This is a genomic window from Faunimonas pinastri (assembly GCF_900110915.1).
In the GTDB taxonomy this organism is placed as follows: domain Bacteria; phylum Pseudomonadota; class Alphaproteobacteria; order Rhizobiales; family Afifellaceae; genus Faunimonas; species Faunimonas pinastri.
Window position 1 is genome coordinate 665,389 of sequence record NZ_FOFG01000001.1, and the last position, 18,155, is coordinate 683,543.

The 18,155-nt window shown below is 66.9% G+C and carries 14 protein-coding genes; 12 read left to right on the top strand and 2 right to left on the bottom strand.

Annotated features, from left to right (window positions below):
• Positions 1-81 precede the first annotated feature (81 nt).
• Positions 82-1,005 (top strand): LysR family transcriptional regulator, encoded by a 924-nt coding sequence (locus BMY25_RS03095; RefSeq protein WP_177176672.1) that lies wholly within the window; start codon positions 82-84, stop codon positions 1,003-1,005.
• Here BMY25_RS03095 and BMY25_RS03100 read toward each other — a convergent pair.
• On the bottom strand, positions 1,002-1,733 hold the full coding sequence (locus BMY25_RS03100) for a GntR family transcriptional regulator (protein ID WP_177176673.1): 732 nt from the start codon (positions 1,731-1,733) through the stop codon (positions 1,002-1,004). The two genes, BMY25_RS03095 and BMY25_RS03100, sit on opposite strands and share 4 nt — an antisense overlap.
• Before the next feature lie 126 nt (positions 1,734-1,859).
• Between BMY25_RS03100 and BMY25_RS03105 the strand changes: the two genes are divergently transcribed.
• Genes BMY25_RS03105 through BMY25_RS03145 form a run of 9 tightly spaced genes read left to right on the top strand, consistent with a single transcriptional unit; the run spans position 1,860 to position 13,324 of the window.
• Positions 1,860-2,684 carry an ABC transporter permease gene (locus tag BMY25_RS03105; RefSeq protein WP_092495083.1) on the top strand — a complete coding sequence of 275 codons (825 nt, stop codon included), beginning with the start codon at positions 1,860-1,862 and terminating at the stop codon, positions 2,682-2,684.
• Complete coding sequence (locus BMY25_RS03110) at positions 2,684-3,439, top strand: ABC transporter permease (protein WP_092495084.1); 756 nt, start codon at positions 2,684-2,686, stop codon at positions 3,437-3,439. Before BMY25_RS03105 ends, BMY25_RS03110 begins: the two co-directional genes overlap by 1 nt.
• A 55-nt stretch (positions 3,440-3,494) precedes the next feature.
• Positions 3,495-4,523, top strand: a complete 1,029-nt coding sequence (locus BMY25_RS03115) for an ABC transporter substrate-binding protein (RefSeq protein ID WP_177176674.1) — start codon at positions 3,495-3,497, stop codon at positions 4,521-4,523.
• A 1-nt stretch (position 4,524) separates the two neighbouring features.
• Positions 4,525-5,280 (top strand): ABC transporter ATP-binding protein, encoded by a 756-nt coding sequence (locus BMY25_RS03120; protein ID WP_092495086.1) that lies wholly within the window; start codon positions 4,525-4,527, stop codon positions 5,278-5,280.
• Between the two features lie 3 nt (positions 5,281-5,283).
• Positions 5,284-6,696, top strand: coding sequence for an MmgE/PrpD family protein (locus BMY25_RS03125; protein ID WP_092495087.1), 1,413 nt, complete (start codon positions 5,284-5,286; stop codon positions 6,694-6,696).
• Complete coding sequence (locus BMY25_RS03130) at positions 6,693-7,796, top strand: DSD1 family PLP-dependent enzyme (protein WP_092495088.1); 1,104 nt, start codon at positions 6,693-6,695, stop codon at positions 7,794-7,796. Before BMY25_RS03125 ends, BMY25_RS03130 begins: the two co-directional genes overlap by 4 nt.
• A gap of 49 nt (positions 7,797-7,845) precedes the next feature.
• Positions 7,846-9,945, top strand: coding sequence for a hydantoinase/oxoprolinase family protein (locus BMY25_RS03135; RefSeq protein ID WP_092495089.1), 2,100 nt, complete (start codon positions 7,846-7,848; stop codon positions 9,943-9,945).
• The gene (locus tag BMY25_RS03140) at positions 9,942-11,609 is read left to right on the top strand and encodes a hydantoinase B/oxoprolinase family protein (protein ID WP_092495090.1); all 1,668 of its coding nucleotides are present in this window, start codon (positions 9,942-9,944) and stop codon (positions 11,607-11,609) included. The genes BMY25_RS03135 and BMY25_RS03140 overlap by 4 nt, the downstream gene beginning before the upstream one ends.
• A gap of 35 nt (positions 11,610-11,644) precedes the next feature.
• Positions 11,645-13,324: a formate--tetrahydrofolate ligase gene (locus BMY25_RS03145; RefSeq protein WP_092495091.1), complete on the top strand. Its 1,680-nt coding sequence runs from the start codon at positions 11,645-11,647 to the stop codon at positions 13,322-13,324.
• Between the two features lie 230 nt (positions 13,325-13,554).
• Here the strand turns inward: BMY25_RS03145 and BMY25_RS03150 are convergent, their stop codons facing one another.
• Positions 13,555-14,088, bottom strand: a complete 534-nt coding sequence (locus BMY25_RS03150) for a TetR/AcrR family transcriptional regulator (protein ID WP_177176675.1) — start codon at positions 14,086-14,088, stop codon at positions 13,555-13,557.
• A gap of 210 nt (positions 14,089-14,298) precedes the next feature.
• Here BMY25_RS03150 and BMY25_RS03155 point away from each other — a divergent pair, with 210 nt between their 5' ends.
• A complete protein-coding gene (locus BMY25_RS03155; RefSeq protein ID WP_092495093.1) occupies positions 14,299-15,369 on the top strand; it encodes an HlyD family secretion protein in 1,071 nt (356 codons plus the stop codon).
• Complete coding sequence (gene rbbA, locus BMY25_RS03160) at positions 15,366-18,155, top strand: ribosome-associated ATPase/putative transporter RbbA (RefSeq protein WP_092495094.1); 2,790 nt, start codon at positions 15,366-15,368, stop codon at positions 18,153-18,155. The genes BMY25_RS03155 and rbbA overlap by 4 nt, the downstream gene beginning before the upstream one ends.

Consider the following 18,155-nt stretch of genomic DNA (forward strand, 5'->3'; position numbering starts at 1 on the left):
AGCTTCGATCCTGATCTCACAAGTCGAATTCAGGGTGTCGGGCGATCTCGTTTCGGCATCGCACGCGGCGCAGGAGGGATGATGAACCTGGAAGCGCTGCGCTATTTCGTGGCGGTGGCGGAAGCCGGCTCCATCCGGGAGGCGGCGGAGAACCTGCACGTCGCGCAATCGGCGTTGAGCCGGCAGATCCAGAATCTTGAGCAGGCCTTCGGCGCCCCGCTGCTCTCACGGCTGCCGCGCGGCGTGGAAACGACACCGGCCGGGCGGATCTTCCTGCGGCGGGCGCGGGACAGCCTCGCCGCCGTGGCGCTGGCGCGCGACGAGATCGCCGCGCTGCAGGGGCTGAGCACGGGCGAGGTGCGGATCGCCAGCATCGAGCCGTTCGCCGACGACCTCCTGCCCGACCTCATCACGCGCTTTCGGGAGAAGCATCCCGGCATCACCTTCGACGTGCGCGTCGGAAATACACGTCAGGTCGTCGGGCTGGTGCAGGAGGGGGTCGTGGAGATCGGCATCGGCTATAATCCACCGCCCGACCCCGCATTGCGGGTGCTGACGTCGCTCACCCAACCTTTGGTGGCGCTGGTCTCGCCCCATCATTCCTTCGCCGGATGCGAGGAAATCCGCTTCGCGGATCTCGCCGGGCAGCCGCTGGTGCTAGCGCCCGCGGGTTCGCCGACCCGGCAGGTCATCGAGGCGGCGGCCGCGAGGGCCGGAATCCGGCTCCGCGTCGTGGTGGAAAGCGATTCCGTCCCGCTCCGGCTGGGCCTGGCGGAGCGGGCGTCGCTGATCGCCATTCTTGCCGAACTCTCCGGGCGTGCGGCGGCCGAACGGGGCCGGCTCGTCAGCCTGCGCTTCAGCGACGCGCTTCTGCAGGAGAGCGAAGTGCAGATCATCTCGCTGAAGGATCGGGCGCGTTCGCGCGCCGTGATCGATTTCGAACGGGGCCTCTACGGCGCGATCCGGCGGATGAATGGTTCCCGGGATGCGTCGGGGGAGGCCTAGTTCGCCTGCTGGACGAGGTAGTCGATCTGGAATTCGGAGCGGTAGATGGATTCGCCGCTGACGAGCGGGCGGCGATCGGCGCTGAAGAGGACGTAATCGCGGATCAGTACCGGACTGCCGCGCTTCACCTCCAGCCGGTCGGCGATCGCCGGCTTGGCGATGTCGGCGCGGATCTTGCCTTCCACGCGATGCACCGGCAGGTGGAAATCGTCGGCGAGGATGCGGTGCATGGACTTGGTCTGCAGCATGTCGAGCGTCATGTGGCGGCCGAGTTCCTCCGGGATGATCCGGCTCTCCAGGCTCATTTTCTTGCCCGCGACCACGCGGAGGCGATCGAGCAGATAGAGATTGTCGTCGCCGTCCAGATGCAGGGTTTCCGCCTCCGAAGGACTGGCCTGTCGGCGGGAAAAGCCGACGAGTTCGTACTGGATCGCCGCGCCCGTGGCGGCGAGTTGCTCCTCGAAGGAGCGGACATGCGTAAGGTCGATCGGCGCGCTGATCCGGCGCGGCGCGACGAAAGTGCCGCTGCCGGCGCGACGCACGATGATGCCCTCGAAGACGAGATCCTGGAAGGCGCGGGAAACGGTGGCGCGCGTGGTCCCGAAGCGTTCGGCAAGCTCCGGCTCCGAAGGCGTCCGGTCGCCCTCCTGCAACCGTCCGGATGCGATCTCGTCGCGCAGGAAGCGCTGGATGCGGGCGTAAAGGGGAATGAAGTCAGCGGGATGCAAGGAATGAGGTCCCTTTAAAAAAATCTGTATAGGCAACTAGACAATACTTTCGAACTCCCCTTAGGATCGGTCTTGCGAGCGAGGCAAGCGCAACGTGAAGCCTCGGCACCGGCAAGATGGATCCTCATGAGTGAGGCAGATGCTTCCCCATTGATCAAGCGGAGATTACCGTTCGCTTCGCGCGCCATTCCCGGTTTCGGGGAGCGTTCGAACGCCGCTCTCTACTGGGGATCCCTGATTTTCGGCATTGTCGTGTGGCAGCTCTTCGCCGCGACGCAATCGGGTTTCGTCCTGGCCCCGCCCGTCGCGGTGTTCCGGCGGCTGGGTGAACTGACGCTCGGCGGGGTCCTTCCCAAGGCGCTTGTCGCAGCCCTCGGCCACATGGTCCTGGGTTATCTCATCGCCTGCCTGATCGCGCTTCCCGTGGGTCTCGCCATGGGTCGCGTCCGCTTCGTCGGCGACCTGCTTGGGCCGGTGGTGACGCTTGTCTATGCAGTTCCAAGCGTCGCCTGGGCGCCGTTCCTGATGATCTGGTGCGGGCTCTACTTCAAGGCTCGCGTCGCCCTGGTGGTGCTGATGTGCGTGTTCGACATGATCATCGTGCTCAGCGTCGGCGCGCGGAACGCCGACCGCAGGCTGCTCGATGTCGGCCGCTCCTTCGGCACGACGCGCTGGCAGAACGTTCGCTACGTCCTCCTGCCGGAAAGCCTGTCCTTCGTCTTCACGGCGCTGCGCATCGGCGCGGTGCGCGCGGTCAACGCGATGATCACGGCGGAACTCTTCCTCGCGGCCGTGAACCTTGGTTCCATCATGAAGCAGGCGGCCGCCCATTTCGACAGCGCGGCCGTGCTGGGCGTCCTCTTCGTGCTCTGCCTGCTGGGGCTCCTCCTGCAGGAGATCCTCCTCCTGGTCGAGGCTCGCATCTGCACCTGGCGACCGGGGAGGGGCTGATGCAGCTCGGGCGGCTCACGACGAATATCCTCGGCATCGTTCTGGTCCTGATCCTGTGGCAGGCCGTCGGCATGCATCTCGGCGACGCCCTCGTGGCAACGCCGGTGCAGGTGGCGAAAGCGCTGCCGGAAACCCTCACCGATCCTGAATTCTGGCCCGCTCTCGGCCTGATGATCGGGCAGATGATGATCGGCTATCTCCTGGCGCTGGCCGTCGGCATTCCGCTCGGCATCGCCATGGGTCGGTCGCGTCCGGTCTTCACCGTGGTGAAGCCCTGGGCCTCGATGTTCATCGTCGTCTCGGCGGCGGCGCTGGTGCCGCTGCTCATCATCCTGATGGGGCGGGGTCTTCTGTTCCGCACCTGCATCGTCTTCGTGGCGACGCTCTGGTACGTGGTCGTGTCGATCACCGAGGCCGCGCGCGCCGTGTCGCCGCGCCTGCTCGACGTGGCGAAATCCTTTTCCGCCAGCGACTTCCAGCGCTTCCGCTTCGTCATCCTGCCGGCGCTCTATCCCTACCTGCTGATCGCCGCGCGCATCGGCCTGATCCATGCCCTGCGCGCCATGGTGACGGCGGAAATGTTCATCGGCGCCGGCTTCGGCGGGCTTCTGAACAATGCCGGCCTCGACCTCTCCACCGCTCCGCTCTTCGGCCTGATCGTCGTCCTGATGCTGGTCAGCGCCGGGGCGACGGAACTCCTGCGTCGTGTCGCGGGGCGTGCCGCGCCCTGGTACGCGAGCCGCACCGGCGGCTGATCCGGGCTCAAGCAACAATCGACGACAATAAAGGGGAACGATGATGTTTGACGCCATGAACCGACGCGATCTTCTGCGCGCGGGACTTTGCGGAGCAGGTGTCGTCATGCTGGGGGCGGGCTCCCGCGCCATGGCTGCCGACGCCCGTGTCCTGAAGATCAACACGCTGGCCTCCGCCTCGGCCGTGAACGTGCCGCTGCAGTCCGCGCTGCGATCCGGGCTGGGCGAGATCGCGGGCTTCGCGCCGGCGGAGATGCGTCCGACCGCCAAGATCCCGCAGATCGCGCAGGAAGTGATCGCCGGCGCCGCCGACATGGGCGACGCGGACATCGCCTCCACGCTCGCCGCCGCAGAAGCGGGGGCGGACCTGAAAATCATCGGGCTGTCCTACAACAACACCGACCAGGTGATCGTCAGCAACGCGGACAAGACGAAGAGCCTCGCCGACATTGCCGACAGGGGCGGCACGATCGCCGTCAACAGCATCGGCGACTTCATGTACGTCATGGTGCTGGGCGCGCTCGCCAAGCAGGGCATCGATCCGCAGAAGGTGAACTTCATCGAGATGGGCAGCTCGGGCGACCGCGCGCGGGCGCTGCTCGCCGGCCGCGTCGACGCGGTGCCAATGCATATCGAGCAGGCCGAGCAGATCAAGGCGCGCGGCAACTACCAGGTGCTGGTCACGCCCTGGAAGGAATACGACGACTGGTTCAGCGCGGTCATCATGGCGACGTCCGGCTGGCTTAAGGCCGACGAAAACAAGAAGGCCGCCGTGGCCGTGCTGAAGGCCTCGCTCACCGCCTTCCGCAAGACCGACAGCGACTATGCCTGGTACAAGACGCAGGTCGGAAAGTACGCCTCTTCCAAGGATCTCAAGGCGGCGGACGATACGCTCCTGAAGCCGGTCTGGCAGCAGCTCACCGGTGAGATCAAGGCGTTCAGCGACATGGAGCAGCTGAACCCGGACGCGTTCGCCAAGATCATGCCTGTCTACAAGCAGGCCGGGGCCCTGAAGGGCACGCTCGACCTCGGCAAGGTGATCGACCGGACCTACCTCGAACAGGCCCTGAAAGAACTCGCCTGACATGGCTCATCTCTCCGTCACGGGCATCTCCAAGACGTTCGGCACCGTTCCGGTCCTCGTGGACCAGTCGCTCGAAGTGGAGCAGGGCGAGTTCGTGGCCCTGCTCGGCCCCTCCGGCTGCGGCAAGTCCACGCTGCTGCAGATCATCAACGGCCTGATCCCCGCCGACAGCGGCCGGGTCGTGCTGGACGGCGAGGACATCACCGGGCGCACGGGCTCGGGACGGGGCATGGTCTTTCAGGGAGCCGACCTCTTTCCCTGGCGGACCGCGATCGAGAACATCGCCTTCGGCCTGCAGGTCAAGGGCGTCGGCAAGGCCGAACGGCTGGAGCGGGCACGGCATTATCTTGAGCTTGTCGGGCTCAGGGGCTTCGAGAATGCCTGGCCGCACCAGCTTTCCGGCGGCATGCAGCAGCGCGTCGGCATCGCCCGCGCCTTTTGCATCCAGCCGAGCCTCCTGCTCATGGACGAGCCCTTCGGCGCGCTCGACGTGCAGACCCGGGACATCCTGCAGGACGAATTGGTGCGGATCTGGGAAGCCGAGCCGAAGATGGTTCTCTTCGTCACGCACGGCATCGAGGAGGCGCTTTATCTCGCCGATCGAATCCTCGTCTTCAGCAAGCGTCCGGCCCGGGTGCTCAGCGAAATCAAGGTGCCGTTTGCCCGCCCAAGGCACGACGACATGAAGCTCGATCCGGAATTTCTCCGCCTCCGCCGCGAGATTTCGGAGCTCCTCCGGCACGATCTGGAAGCCTGAATCATGACCCCCGAACCCTCTTCATCGTCCCCGATCGGGCGGGCGATCGCCACCGCCTTGACCGCGATCCGCTATGAGGACATCCCGGAAGACGTGCTCGCCACGACGCGCGCCTTCGTGCTCGACACCATCGGGGTCATCGGCGCGGCCACCCATGCTCCCGGCATGGAGAACCTGCTGGCGGCGCTGGGCGAATGGGAGCTGGGCGGATCGGCGACGCTGCTGCTGAACGGCCGGACGGCGAACCCGGCGACCGCCGCGCTCGCCAATGCCGCCGCCGCTCACAGCCTGGATTTCGACGACCAGCACGACCCCGCACGCGTGCATGTATTCTGCGTCGTGCTGCCGGCTGTCCTTGCCGCCGTGGAGGCCGAAGAAATGGTGCATGGCCGCGACGCGCTGGCCGCCATCGCCGTGGGGGTGGAGCTTTTCTGCCGGCTCGGCCTTGCCTGCTACAATTCGCTCGGCAAGGGCTGGCATCCGACGACGGCGCTCGGCTCGCTTGCCGCCGCCGCTGCCGCCGGCAAGGTGCTCAAGCTCGATGCAGAGCAGATGGTCCATGCCCTGGGCATCGCCTTCGTGCAGATGAGCGGGACCACGCAGTTCATCGCCGACGGGGCGCTCGCCAAGCGCCTCGGCCCGGGCTTCGCCGCCCGCAATGGCGTTCTCGCGGCGCAGATGGCCCGGCATGGGCTGACCGGGCCGTGGCGCTTCCTGGAAGGCGAGGCCGGCCTCTTCAATCTCCATGAGCGCGGCGAAGTCCGCCCGGAAATCCTGACCGACGGGCTCGGGACGGAGTGGCACCTCCGCGATCTCAGCATGAAGCCCTATCCGTGCTGCCGCTGCACCCACACGGTCATCGAGCTGGCGCGCGATCTCCGGCGCGAGGGGCTGACGGGCGACGACATCGAGAGCGGCACGATCGAGCTTGGCCGCGTCAACCGACAGATCGTCGGCGCCGCCTTCGACCGGAGCCATCCCAACCCCGTGGTCCACGCCCAGTTCAACGCGGCCTACACCTTCGCCGCCGCGCTCAGGGACGGCGAGGTGACGATCCCGACCTTTCTGCCGGAGCGGATCCGGGCAGCGGACGTGGCCTTCGCAGCCCGGCTGGAGACACGCGAGGCCGCCGATTTCGAGCCGACGGCGATCGCCCCGGCGCGCGTTCGGCTGCAACTCCGGGACGGCAGCACGATCGAGAGCACCCGCCTCACCATCAAGGGCGCGCCGAACGATCCGATGAGCGAGGCGGAGGTGCTGGCGAAGTTCCGGAACTGCCTCAACTGGGGGCTCGGCGAGGACGCCGCCGCCATCGCCGCGCTGGAGCGCATTGCCCTGCATCTCGACGAGCAGGAAGACGCGCGCGACCTCGTGCGGTCCTTCCTCGCCTGCCGGACGGAGGCGCGGGCGGCATGACGAACCCCGAAAGCCTCGTCGGCTGCACGCCGGACGCGCTCGATACGCCGTCGCTGCTGGTCGACCTCGACGTGATGGAAACGAACGTCGCGCGGATCGCCGGCTTCTGCGCCCAGCACGGCGTCGCCTGGCGGCCGCATTGCAAGCCGCACAAATCCCCCGATGTGGCACGTCTCGAAATCGCCGCCGGCGCGATCGGCATCACCTGCGCCAAGCTCTCCGAAGCGGAAGCGATGGCGGATGCGGGCATTGCCGATATCCTGATCGCCAACCAGATCGCCGGGCCGATCAAGGTGGCGCGGCTGATCGGCCTGCGAAAGCGCGTCGACGTGGCCGTCTGCGTCGACGGCGAGGACAACGTGCAGGCGCTGGCCGATGAAGCGGCGCGGGAGAACGTTGTTCTCCGGGTTCTGATCGAGGTCGATACGGGGACCCGGCGAGCCGGGGTCCAGCCGGGAGAACCGGTGCTTCAGCTTGCCCGCATCATCGCAGGCCATCCGTCGCTGCACTTTGCCGGCGTGATGACCTGGGAAGGCCACACCACCCGCATCGAGGATCAGGACGAGAAGCGCGGCGCCATCGAGGAGGCCGTCGGCCAGCTCGTCGCCAGCGCCGATCTCTGCCGCGCGGCGGGTATCCCGGTCGGGATCGTCAGCTGCGGCGGGACGGGCACCTACCGCTTCTCCGCCGCCATTCCCGGCGTGACTGAGATCCAGGCCGGCGGCGGCATCTTCGGCGATGTACGCTACCGCACGATCTACAACGTTCCGGTCGAATACGGCCTGACGCTGCTGTCGACCGTGACGAGCCGGCCGAACCCGACGCGCGTCATCTGCGACGCGGGGAAAAAGGCGATGAGCAGCGACGCGGGCATGCCGATCCCGCTCGATATCCCGCCCGTCGCGAGCCTCGGCTTCTCCGCCGAGCACGGCAAGATCGAGCTGCGGGAGCCGAGCAGCCTGCCGCGCGTCGGCGACCGCATGCGCTTCGTCGTCGGCTACGCCGACACGACCGTCCACCTCCACAGCGAAATCTTCGCGATCCGCCACGGCCGCGTCGAGCAGGTCTGGCGCATTCCGTCCGGCGCCCGCCTGCGCTGATCCCGCGGCCCCCTCATTCAACTCGCCGCCCTCGTTCACAGGACACACAATGACAGCATCATCCTATCGCCTCGGGGTCGATATCGGGGGCACGTTCACTGACGTGGTCCTGATGCGCGACGACGGCACGATCTTCAGCAAGAAGGTCCTTTCCACGCCGAAGGACTACAGCCAGGGCATCGAGACGGGCGTGGCGGCCCTGTTCGCGGAAGTCGGCGTCGACGCGGCCGAGATCGGCGAATTCGTGCACGCCACGACGGTGGCGACCAACACGATCATCGAGCGCAAGGGCGCAAAGGCCGGGTTGCTGACGACGCGGGGCTTCCGCGACGTTCTGGAGATCGGCCGCTTCCGCACGCCTCGCCTCTACGACCTCACCTACAAGAAGCCGGACCCGCTGGTGGAGCGCCGGCTGCGCCTGGAAGTCGACGAGCGCATCGCCTCCGACGGCTCGGTGCTTAAGCCGCTCGACGAGGCGGATCTGGCCCGCGCCGCCGAGACCTTCCGGCACGAGGGCGTGGAGGCGCTGTCGGTTACCTTCATCAACTCCTACGTCAATGCCGAGCACGAGCGCCGCGCGGCCGCTTTCCTCGCCGACCGGCTGCCGGGCGTTCCCGTCACCGCGTCCGTGGACCTGCTGCCGCAGCTCGGCGAATACGAGCGCACCAGCACGACGGTGGTGAACTCCTACATCCGCCCGGTCGTGGAGCGCTACGTCTCCTCCCTGAAGGCGCGGCTGGACCGGCTCGGCATCAAGGCCCCGCTGATGATCATGCAGTCGAGCGGCGGCATCTCGCCGGGCGACGTCGTCGCGCGACAGCCGATCGACATCATCGAAAGCGGTCCCGCCGCCGGTGTGCTCGGTGGCCAGCGGCTCGGCAGCAAGATCGGCATTCCCGACATGCTGGTGTTCGACATGGGTGGCACGACGGCCAAGGCGACCGTCATCGAGAACAACGCCTACGCGCTCTGCCCGGAGACGGAAGTCGGCGGCGGCGCGGCGCTCGGCACGCGCATGATCAAGGGCGCGGGTTATCCCGTGCAGGTGCCGACGATCGATATCGCGGAAGTCGGCGCGGGTGGCGGCAGCATCGCAGCCAGCGACGTCGCCGGCGGCCTGCTGGTCGGGCCGCGCAGCGCCGGCGCCGAGCCGGGACCGGTCGCCTATCGCCGGGGCGGCGAGCAGCCGACCGTGACGGACGCCAACCTCGTCCTTGGCTATCTCAATCCCAAAGCCCTGGTCAGCGGCGAGCTTGAGGTCGATCTCGACGGCGCCCGCGCCGCCATCGCCGCGCTTGGCGAAAGGGTAGGGCTTTCGGCCACCGATACCGCGTACGGCATCCACGCCATCGCCGATGCCACGATGCTCAGGGCGCTGCGCGGCGTCTCCTCGGAGAAGGGGCGCGATCCCTCGCAATATGCGATGCTGGCCATCGGCGGCAACGGCCCGGTGCATGCCTGCTCGCTCGCCGAGGCAGCGGGCATGACGCACATCGTCGTACCGCCCGTCGCGGGTCTCTTCAGCGCCCTCGGCATGCTCTTCGCCGATGTCGAGCACCAGCTGGTCGGCGCCTTCTACCGCCGCTACGAGGATGTCGATCTCGACATGCTCGACCGCGCCGCCGCGCCGCTGCGCGAGCGCGGGCTGGAGATGCTGCGTTCGGAAGGCTTCGCCGAGGACGGCCGCCGTCGCATGACGCTCTTCGCGGATATCCGTTATGTCGGCCAGACGGCGCCGCTGACGCTGGAGATCCCGGCCGAGGGCGACGTGCTGGCGACGCTGGCGGCCCGCTTCCACGCCGAGCACCAGAACGTCTTCGGCTATTCCTCGCCGAGGGAGGCGATCCAGTTCGTCTCGCTGAAGCTGGTCGCGCAAGGCGTGCCCGAGCAGCCGCGCATGCCCGACCGCGTGGAACGGGGCGCGGAAAAGAGCCCCGAACCTTACCGGCGGCAGGCTTTCTTTGGCGAGGCGGGCTGGATCGATACGCCGGTCCTGCCGCGCCGCGCGCTGACGGCGGAGCCGCTCGCCGGCCCGCTGATCGTGGAGGAATACGACACGACCGTCGTGGTGCTGCCTGGCTGGCAGGCCGCGATCGACAGCTGGAACAACGTCATTATCGGCCGTGTGGCCCGGGAGAAGGTGCAATGATCACGATCGATCCGATCCGTCGCGAACTCCTGAAGAACGCGCTCGTGACGACCGCCGACAACGCGCTCGTGATGGTGACGCGCACGGCGCGTACCTCGAACGTCAAGAACAGCATGGATTTCTCCGCCGCGATCTGCGACGGGGAGGGACAACTCGTGGCTCAGGGCCTGGCCGTGCCTGTCCATCTCGGCGTGGTGATGCCGGCGCTGGCAGCCTGCCTGGAGCATTTCGGCGACGACATCCATGAGGGCGACGTGCTGGCCAGCAACGATCCTTATTCCGGCTGCAGCCATCTCAACGACATCTTCACGTTCAAGCCGGTCTACCGCAACGGCGAGCGTATCGCATTCGTCAGCCTAATCCTGCACCACAGCGATCTCGGCGGCCGGGTGCCGGGCGGCAATGCCGCCGACAGCATGGAGGTCTTCGAGGAAGGCCTGCGGATCCCGCCGGTGAAGATCGTCGAGAAGGGTCGGCTCAACGATACGCTGATGCGCATCATCGAGTTCAACACCCGCGTTCCCGACCGCGTCGTCGGCGACGTGCGCGCCCAGCTGGCCGCGCTCGATCAGGCCGCGATCGAGGTCACGAAGCTCGCCGCGAGCTGGGAGCCGGCCGAGCTCAAGGCGTATCTCGCCGATCTCATCGACTATGCGGAGGCGCTCACCCGCGCCGATCTCGCGGCGCTGCCGGACGGCGTGGTCGAGTTCGTCGAATGGAACGACGACGACGGCGTGGGCAACGGCCCGATCCGCATCCATCTCAAGCTCACCAAGAAGGGCGACGAGATCGAGGCGGATTTCAGCGAGACCGACGACGACAAAGGCGGCGCGGTGCACTGCAACCGCGCCTTCACCGTCTCCTGCGCCTATGCCGCGATCCGCACGGTCTTGGGAGCCGCCATTCCCAACAATGCCGGCCTTTACCGCGCGATCCATGTGAAGACCCGCCACGGCACATTCGTGGACGTGAAGTTCCCGGCCGCCGTCGGTTCGCGCGGGCAGGTCGGTTTCCGCCTCCGCTCCATCGTGCTCGGCGCGCTGGCGTTGCTCCTGCCCGGCCGGATGCCGGCCTGCGCCGGCGGTTCGGAATTCGCGATCGCGGCCTCCGGCAACGACGCCAGCGGCCGCCGTTTCCTGCATCTGGAATTCCACAACAATACGGGCCTGGGCGGCGGTCCCGATTCCGACGGGCAGGACGCCGGGCCTTATTGCATCGGCAACCTCGCCAATGTCCCGGTCGAGCTGATCGAGGCGGAGCATCCGCTGCGCATCGAGGAATACGGCTTCCTGCCCGATACCGGCGGCGAGGGACAGTATCGCGGCGCGCTGGGCATGGTTCGCCAGTACCGGCTCCTCTCCGACGACGTGCAGGTGCAGGTCCGATCCGACCGCTTCAAGTCGCAGCCCTGGGGGATCTTCGGCGGCGGCGGCGGTGCCGGCGCGGTGTCGATCCTCAATCCCGGCACGGAGAAGGAGGAGGCGCTGCCTTCCAAGTTCACACGTCGCTTCATGAGCGGCGACGTGCTTCGCTTCGAGATGGCGGGAGCCGGCGGTTACGGACCGGCGGCGGATCGCGATCCCGGGGCTGTGGCGGAAGACCTCCGGCAGGGTAAGCTGACGACGGATTATGCCGGCCGGGTCTACGGCCATCCGGGCGCCTAGTGCGCCCATCCTTTTGACGAACTGGAGTTTTTCGATTGGCTGAAGCGCAGAGCGACCTCTCGATTGCGCGGGGCGCGGTGAAGCGTCCGATCGCGGATGTGGCGGCCCGGCTGGGCATTCCGCCGGAGGCGCTGATCCCCTATGGCCGGGACAAGGCGAAGATCGATGCGGGTTTCCTGCGCGATCTCGGCGGGCGGCCGGACGGCAAGCTGATCCTCGTGACGGCGATCAACCCGACGCCGGCGGGCGAGGGCAAGACCACGACCACCGTCGGCCTCGGCGACGGTCTTTCGGCGCTGGGCAGGCGGACGGCCATCTGCCTGCGCGAGCCCTCGCTCGGGCCCTGCTTCGGGCAGAAGGGCGGCGCGGCCGGCGGCGGCCATGCGCAGGTGGTGCCGATGGAGGACATCAACCTCCATTTCACCGGCGACTTCCACGCCATCACCACGGCCCACAATTTGCTGGCGGCGGCGATCGACAACCATATCCACTGGGGCAACGAGCTGGGGCTCGATCCCCGCCGGATCGTCTGGCGCCGCGTGGTCGACATGAACGACCGCGCGCTCCGGGACATCGTGCAGTCGCTCGGCGGGCCGGCCAACGGGGTGCCGCGCGAAAGCGGCTTCGACATCACGGTCGCCTCGGAAGTGATGGCGATCGTCTGCCTCGCCGCCGACATGAAAGACCTGAAGGAGCGCCTCGGCCGCATCGTCATCGGCTACCGCTTCGACCGGACGGCCGTGCACGCCCGCGATCTGAAGGTGGACGGCGCCATGGCCGTGCTGCTGCGCGATGCGATGCTGCCGAACCTCGTGCAGACGCTGGAGAACAATCCCGCGTTCGTGCATGGCGGCCCGTTCGCCAACATCGCCCATGGCTGCAACTCCGTGGTGGCGACACGCGCCGCGCTAAAGCTTGCCGACTATGTCGTGACGGAAGCGGGCTTCGGCGCCGATCTCGGGGCGGAGAAGTTCTTCGACATCAAGTGCCGGCAGGCGGGGCTCCGGCCCGCGGCCACGGTCGTCGTCGCGACGGTGCGGGCGCTGAAGATGAATGGCGGCGTCGCCAAGTCCGATCTCGGACGCGAGGATGTCGAGGCGGTGCGGCGTGGCTCCGTCAACCTCAAGCGCCACGTGGCCAACTGTCTTCAATACGGCGTGCCGGTGGTGGTGGCGATCAACCATTTCGGAACCGACACCGATGCCGAGATCGAGGTCGTGAAGGTCGCCGCGCGGGAGGCGGGCGTCGAGGCGATCCTCTGCCGCCACTGGGCGGAGGGCTCGGCCGGAGCGCTGGAACTGGCGCGCAAGGTCGCGGAACTCGTCGACAGCGGCGAGGCGACCTTCCATCCGCTTTATCCCGACGAGATGAGCCTCCTCGGCAAGATCGAGACGGTGGTGGAGAAGATCTACCACGGCGCGGGGGTCACGGCCGAGCCGCTGGCGCTGCGCGAATTGCAGCGGTTCGAGGAGGATGGTTATGGCCACCTGCCGGTCTGCATGGCGAAGACGCAGTACTCGTTCTCCACAGACCCGTCGAAGCTCGGTGCGCCGACGGATCATGTGGTGCATGTGCGCTCCGTCCGTCTGGCGGCCGGCGCGGGCTTCCTGGTCGCCATCTGCGGCGACATCCTGACCATGCCCGGCCTGCCGCGCCATCCCGCCGCCGAGCACATCCACCTCACCGACGCGGGCGAGGTGGAAGGCTTGTTCTAGAGGCGGCGGCGAGCCTCAACCGCTCGCCGAAGCAGCGGTCCCCGGGTCAGCGAGCGTTGGTGCTTGCAGGGCGGGCTTCGATCCTCCGGCGGTCGGCCGCCTGCTCACGTGAGCGGGGCAGGCCGCCGGCCCGCGTGCGCTCCTGCTGTCGGTGCGAGAATTGTCGGGGATCTCAGTCGCCAGATAGCTGTCGCGCGCTTGGCGCCGGTGCGGGCGGGCTTGTAGCGGCGTCATTCCGCAAGGCATGCGGCAAGCACTTTCTCCACTTTCTTCTCGTCCGCAGGGCGCGTCTCCTCGCTCGAAAGATCGAGGCCGACCACATGCTGCATCAGGCTGATGCCGAAGAGGCATGCGGTGAAGAGCGTCGCGTCGTGTTGATCGGCTTCGCTCAGCTTGGCCGAAACGGGCCGGATGAAGTCATTCAGCACGGCATCCCGGATCAACTCCCGTGCCTTCGGGCTCGCGATGGAGCGAGCCACGATCTGAAGCGGGTCCACGGTCCCCAATCGAGACGAGCGATCCGCCAGTACACGGCGCGCCATGTGCGGGATCAGATCGGCAAGATCGCCATCGAGCCATCCCTCCGGCCGCATCACGCTCTTCAGGACCTCCGCGAAGAGCCGCTCCTTGGAGCCGAACGCCCGATGGACGAGCGCCACATCGACCCCGACATCGTCGGCGATGTCCCGGAGCTTCATTTCCTCATAGGAGCACTGGGAAAACCGCAATGTCGCGGCCTGAAGAATGTGATCCCGCGTCTTCATGTTCGTTCCTGGATGCGTGCCCATGTTGCTCAAGCGTCAGACCTTGGCCACCGTTCCGGTTGAAAATGTCAACAGCTGTTGACTCAGGTCAATGTGCGGTCGCAGGATCGCATGTATGTCGTGGCTCGGGTGCCTGAAATCGTCGCATTCCGGCGAATGACCGAGGCACCGGGGCCGGTTGGCCGTTGTTTTTTTTTGAAGGGATCGTGCATGGCGGGGCTGAAAAAGAGGTGGCTTGGACTGATAGTCGCCTTGCTTGTCGCCATCGGGGCCTATTATGGCTGGCAGCACTTCAAGCCGGGCGAACTGCCCCGGAGCATCGCCAGCGGCAACGGCCGCATCGAGGCTACGGAGATCGATATCTCCACACGGACAGCCGGCCGTATCAGCAAGATCGAGGTGGACGAAGGAGCCTTCGTCACGGCCGGCCAGGTGCTTGCCCGCATGGATACGCAACAGCTCGATGCGCAGCATCGCGAAGCCGAAGCGCAGCTCCAGCGTGCCGAAATCTCGGTACAGACCGCCGGCAGCATGGTGACGCAACGTCAGGCCGAGCGGACGGCGGCGGTCGCCGTCGTGGCCCAGCGCGTCGCGGAGCAGGATGCCGCCGAGGGCCGGCTGGGGCGTTCCGTCAAGCTGGCCGCCAACGATAACGTGTCGCGCCAGACGCTGGACGACGACCGGGCCAAGGCGCAGGGAGCCAAGGCCGCCGTCGGCGCCGCCAACGCGCAACTGGCCGCCAGTGACGCCGCCATCAGTGCCGCCCAGTCCCAGGTGATCGACGCCAAAGCATCCGTGGAAGCGGCAAAGGCGACGATCGAGCGAATCCAGGCCGACATCGAGGACAGCGCCCTCAAGGCCCCGCGCGACGGTCGCGTGCAGTACCGGGTGGCTCAGCCGGGCGAAGTCCTCTCTGCGGGAGGGCGCGTGCTGAACCTCGTGGATCTCGGCGACGTCTACATGACCTTCTTCCTGCCGACCGAGCAGGCTGGAAAGGTGGCGATCGGCTCGGATGTGCGCCTGATCCTCGATGCGGCGCCCCAATATGTGCTTCCGGCGAAGGTGACCTTCGTGGCCGACGTGGCTCAGTTCACGCCGAAGACGGTGGAAACCGCGGAGGAACGGCAGAAGCTGATGTTCCGCATTCGCGCTCGCATCTCGCCTGAGCTCCTGAAGAAATATATCCGCCAGGTGAAGACCGGGCTGCCGGGCATGGCCTATGTCCGCCTCGATCCCGACGCGGAGTGGCCGGCCAACCTGCAAGGCAAGCTCGCCCAATGAGCGATGCGCCCGCTGACGGTACGGGGCGCGGCTCGCCGGCCCCGGTCGTGCGCCTGAAGGATGTCAGCCATTCCTACGGCAAGACGCGCGCGCTCGACGGGATCGATCTGGACCTTCCCGCTGGCTGCATGGTCGGCCTGATCGGGCCGGACGGGGTGGGCAAGTCTACGCTCCTGTCCCTGATCGCCGGTGCCCGTGCGGTGCAGGACGGGACGGTCGAGGTGCTGGGCGGCGATATCGCGCAGGGAGCCCATCGCACGCGCGTGGGGCCGCGCATCGCCTACATGCCCCAGGGGCTCGGAAAGAATCTTTATCCGACGCTTTCGGTCTTCGAGAATGTCGACTTCTTCGGCCGGCTCTTCGGCCAGGACAGGCAAGAGCGCGAGCAGCGCATCCGGGATCTTCTCCAGAGCACCGGCCTCAGCCGCTTCGCCGACCGTCCGGCCGGCAAGCTGTCCGGCGGCATGAAGCAGAAGCTCGGGCTTTGCTGCGCCCTGATTCACGATCCCGACCTGCTGATTCTGGACGAGCCGACCACCGGCGTCGATCCTCTGTCGCGGCGCCAGTTCTGGGATCTGATCGACGAGATCCGCGCCAGCCGCGCCGGCATGAGCGTCCTGGTCGCGACGGCCTACATGGAGGAGGCCGCCCGCTTCGACTGGCTCGCGGCAATGGAAGGTGGCCATGTGCTCGCGACCGGGCATGCGAGCGAGCTTCTGGCCAAGACGGGCACCGCATCGCTGGATGCGGCCTTCATCGCGCTGCTGCCGGAGGAAAAGCGCCGGGGCCACATGCCTGTCGTCATTCCCCCCCGCACCGCGGACGGGACGGATGACGTCGCCATCCAAGCCGATGGACTGACGATGCGCTTCGGCGACTTCGTTGCCGTGGATCATGTCGACCTGCGGATCGGGCGGGGTGAGATCTTCGGCTTCCTCGGCTCCAATGGCTGCGGCAAGACCACGACCATGAAGATGCTGACGGGATTGCTGGCGGCCAGCGAAGGCACTGCGCGCCTGTTCGGCAAGGACGTCGATCCCGACGATCTGCAGACCCGCCGCCGCGTCGGCTACATGTCCCAGGCCTTCTCTCTCTATTCCGAACTCACCGTGCGGCAAAATCTGACGCTGCACGCGAAACTGTTTCAATTGCCGCCGGACACGATCCCCGCGCGCGTCGCTGAGATGGCGCGGCGGTTCGATCTTCCGGGCGTCATGGACGAACTGCCGGACGCGCTGCCGCTCGGCGTGCGCCAGCGCCTGTCGCTGGCCGTCGCCATGGTGCATGCGCCGGAGATCCTGATTCTCGACGAGCCGACTTCCGGCGTGGATCCGGTGGCCCGGGACAGCCTCTGGCAGATCCTCGTCGATCTCGCCCGCAAGGACCGGGTGACGATCTTCATCTCGACCCATTTCATGAACGAGGCCGAGCGCTGCGACCGCATCTCGCTGATGAATGCGGGCAAGATCCTCGTCAGCGACACTCCCGCCGGGATCGTGAAGCAACGAGGCAGTTCTTCGCTGGAGGAAGCTTTCATCGGCTATCTCCAGGATGCGATCGGTCTGGCCGACCGGAGCGCGCCTGTTCCGGTTGCCCCCGCTTCCGCGGCTTCCCTCCCGCGAGCGGCGGCGGTCGCGGCGAGAACCGCACACCGGCGATTTTTCGATTTCCGGCGCATGTTCAGCTATACGCGCCGCGAGGCGCTGGAACTGCGCCGGGATCCGGTCCGCGCGACGCTGGCTCTCCTGGGAAGCGTGATGCTGATGTTCGTCATCGGCTACGGCATCAACATGGATGTCGAGAACCTGACCTTCGCCGTTCTCGACCACGACCAGACGACAAGCAGCGAGGAATACATCCTCGATATCGCCGGCTCCCGATACTTCGAGGAACGGCCGCCGATCGCTGACTATGCCGATCTCGACCGCCGCATGCGAAACGGTGAACTCAGCCTCGCCATCGAAATCCCGCCGGGATTTGCCCGCGACATCGCGCGAGGCCACGAGGTTCAGGTCGGGGCCTGGATCGACGGGGCCATGCCGCAGCGGGCGGAGACCGTGCGCGGCTATGTGCAGGGCATGCACGCAAGCTGGCTGACGCAAAAGGCGCGGCAGCTCCTGGGCGACGCGGCGGTGACCGGCAACTTCGATCTGGAGACGCGCTTCCGCTACAACCCGGATATCGCCAGCCTGGTCGCGATGGTTCCCGCCGTGATCCCGCTGCTTCTCCTCATGATCCCGTCGATGTTGGCGGCGCTGAGCGTGGTCCGGGAGAAGGAGCTGGGGTCGATCGTGAACCTGTACGTGACCCCCGCCACCAGGCTGGAGTTCCTGATCGGCAAGCAGCTTCCCTATGTCGCTCTGGCGATGCTGAATTTCCTGCTCCTGACAGGCTTCGGCATCTTCGTCTTCGGGGTGCCCTTCACCGGCAGCTTCCTGGCCTTTGCCGTCGCCGCGCTCCTTTATGTTTTTGCGGCGACCGGGTTCGGGCTCCTGATCTCGACCTTCATGAGCAGCCAGATAGCCGCGATCTTCGGTACGGCAATCCTGACGCTGTTACCTGCCGTGCAGTATTCCGGAATGATCGATCCGGTTTCGTCGCTGCAGGGCGCCGGCGCCTTCATCGGCAAGATCTATCCGGCGACCTATTTCATCACGATCGCGCGCGGCACCTTCTCCAAGGGACTGGATTTCGGCGCCCTGACATCCGCCTTCATCCCGCTGCTGCTGGCAGGTCCGATCCTGCTCCTCGCCAGCGCGTTCCTTCTCAAGAAGCAGGCGAGCTGA

What these genes read in the sequence shown, in the direction of transcription:
- BMY25_RS03125 (WP_092495087.1), top strand. Translation starts at nt 5,284, where the DNA reads ATGACCCCCGAACCCTCTTCATCGTCCCCGATCGGGCGGGCGATCGCC.
- BMY25_RS03140 (WP_092495090.1), top strand. Translation starts at nt 9,942, where the DNA reads ATGATCACGATCGATCCGATCCGTCGCGAACTCCTGAAGAACGCGCTC.
- BMY25_RS03130 (WP_092495088.1), top strand. Translation starts at nt 6,693, where the DNA reads ATGACGAACCCCGAAAGCCTCGTCGGCTGCACGCCGGACGCGCTCGAT.
- BMY25_RS03110 (WP_092495084.1), top strand. Translation starts at nt 2,684, where the DNA reads ATGCAGCTCGGGCGGCTCACGACGAATATCCTCGGCATCGTTCTGGTC.
- BMY25_RS03120 (WP_092495086.1), top strand. Translation starts at nt 4,525, where the DNA reads ATGGCTCATCTCTCCGTCACGGGCATCTCCAAGACGTTCGGCACCGTT.
- BMY25_RS03095 (WP_177176672.1), top strand. Translation starts at nt 82, where the DNA reads ATGAACCTGGAAGCGCTGCGCTATTTCGTGGCGGTGGCGGAAGCCGGC.
- BMY25_RS03135 (WP_092495089.1), top strand. Translation starts at nt 7,846, where the DNA reads ATGACAGCATCATCCTATCGCCTCGGGGTCGATATCGGGGGCACGTTC.
- BMY25_RS03155 (WP_092495093.1), top strand. Translation starts at nt 14,299, where the DNA reads ATGGCGGGGCTGAAAAAGAGGTGGCTTGGACTGATAGTCGCCTTGCTT.
- BMY25_RS03105 (WP_092495083.1), top strand. Translation starts at nt 1,860, where the DNA reads ATGAGTGAGGCAGATGCTTCCCCATTGATCAAGCGGAGATTACCGTTC.
- BMY25_RS03150 (WP_177176675.1), bottom strand. Translation starts at nt 14,088, where the DNA reads ATGAAGACGCGGGATCACATTCTTCAGGCCGCGACATTGCGGTTTTCC.
- BMY25_RS03115 (WP_177176674.1), top strand. Translation starts at nt 3,495, where the DNA reads ATGAACCGACGCGATCTTCTGCGCGCGGGACTTTGCGGAGCAGGTGTC.
- rbbA (WP_092495094.1), top strand. Translation starts at nt 15,366, where the DNA reads ATGAGCGATGCGCCCGCTGACGGTACGGGGCGCGGCTCGCCGGCCCCG.